Annotated in this window: 3 protein-coding genes; 1 reads left to right on the top strand and 2 read right to left on the bottom strand. The window is 34.0% G+C overall.

Translation table 11 applies throughout. The features are described from left to right. Positions 1-300 (top strand): ABC transporter C-terminal domain-containing protein (locus tag C6H22_RS08295; protein WP_233707102.1); only part of this gene is annotated, 300 nt, incomplete at its 5' end. A gap of 2 nt (positions 301-302) precedes the next feature. Here the strand turns inward: C6H22_RS08295 and C6H22_RS08290 are convergent. Both C6H22_RS08290 and C6H22_RS08285 read right to left on the bottom strand, forming a co-directional pair. Then, entirely contained in the window at positions 303-1,328 is a 1,026-nt protein-coding gene (locus C6H22_RS08290) for a hypothetical protein (RefSeq protein WP_104694802.1), read from the bottom strand. Between the two features lie 15 nt (positions 1,329-1,343). Further along, positions 1,344-1,590 (bottom strand): hypothetical protein (locus C6H22_RS08285; RefSeq protein WP_158654686.1); only part of this gene is annotated, 247 nt, incomplete at its 5' end.

Raw genomic sequence — 1,590 nt, 5'->3', positions numbered from 1 at the left:
GAATTAGAATCTTTAGATAAGAGCATAGAGCAAGATAAGCTAAAAACACAAAAACCAAAAACACCACTAAAGCTTAGTTATAAAGAAAAACTTGCACTAGATTCACTGCCTCAAGAAATAGAGGATCTTGAAAGGCATATTGCACTCTTAGAATCTGATCTAACAAATCCAGATAAATACCAAACTATAGGAATTACAGCCTTAGCAAATCAATTAGAGAATCTAAAAGCCGATTTAGATGTGAAATTAGAGCAGTATTTTGCTTTGGAGCAAAAAGCGTGGGATTTACAAAATAATTGATACTAGTCAAGTTCAGTTGTTTGTATAGAATCTCTTAAATTCTGTAGATATGCCCTTACATTTTCTTTTGTGAGTTCTACACCAAAGTCTTTGGGCACTTCTACACTTTCATCTTGAAAGATTTTTGCCAAGATAAGGTTCCCAACTTTAGGCTTAAAATGCCACGCCTCATCATCAAAGTTTGCTTTATCTCGCGTAATGGAGTTAACCCCATAAAAGCTATACACCCGTGCTTTTGTATTATTTACTAAAAGTTCTATTGCATGGAAATATGTTTCTTGCACACCATATGTTTCAAAGAGTTTATAATAATAGGCATGTTTAGGAAAAATAATAATAATATCTTGTGAATCTCCTAACTTAGCAAATTCGAGAATTTGAGATTCGTTGATATTGTATGGGGAGTATACCGTGCCATTTTTGGTGAGTGGATGATGTTCTATGAAGCGTTTTTGTTCTATTTCTTTATAGGAATTTTTCTTTCCTATATAGAGATTATCATTAAGAAAAGCCAAGTTATTTGGGCGTGAGAGAAGTGTATCCCAGAGAGTTTGAAAACTGGCTCGGAGTGTATGGAAATTGAATAATAAACTCATAATATTGTATTGCGAGTTTTCTTCTAAACGCTTAAGCTCATATTCAGTATTCAATGCAAAAGCATCAAAGCCACTTACAAAATGGCTCCCATTGGTTTTGAGAGCTTTAATAAGTGTTAGTGCTTCCTCAAAGCTTTGTGCTCGCATTCCTACAGATATAATATGTTGATGAAGATAGTGCGAAAGAAGTGGTAGATCAATATATTGAGTGCGGGATGTCCCAACGAGGTAATATGGAGCTTTTTGTGCGATTTTGATAGGATAGAGATAGGAATAAGAAACGCGTGAAAGATTTGTAAAATTTTTATTTTCTACACTTCGTAATCCAAATGGATCAAGGTAGTAATTTATGGGTATAATAAAAAGACTACCAAGAAATATAATAAGAATAAATGCTATGCTCCAAGTCTTTGCAGAAAGTTTACCTCGCATTATAACTCTCCCAAATTAGAAATTAAAATATAAAAACTCAGTGGTGGTATGCAGACTAAGTGCAAAAAGTGCGGCATAAACAAGAACAATTCCTAGACTTAATGTATAAAATTTAGGGATAAAAGAGTGTAATATTTGTATACTATTCCTCACTGCCACACATAGAATAAGTGCTGCAAAAAGACTAGGAATAACAATATATGAACTTTCACTAATAGCTTGCGCCCACTCCCCAAACCTAATCCCCACACCATAAGTCTCC

Origin of the sequence: Helicobacter equorum (assembly GCF_900198655.1) — a bacterium.
Lineage (GTDB): Bacteria > Campylobacterota > Campylobacteria > Campylobacterales > Helicobacteraceae > Helicobacter_F > Helicobacter_F equorum.
The sequence above is the reverse complement of the archived record's forward strand: the minus strand, read 5'-3'. Positions and strand labels throughout refer to the sequence as shown.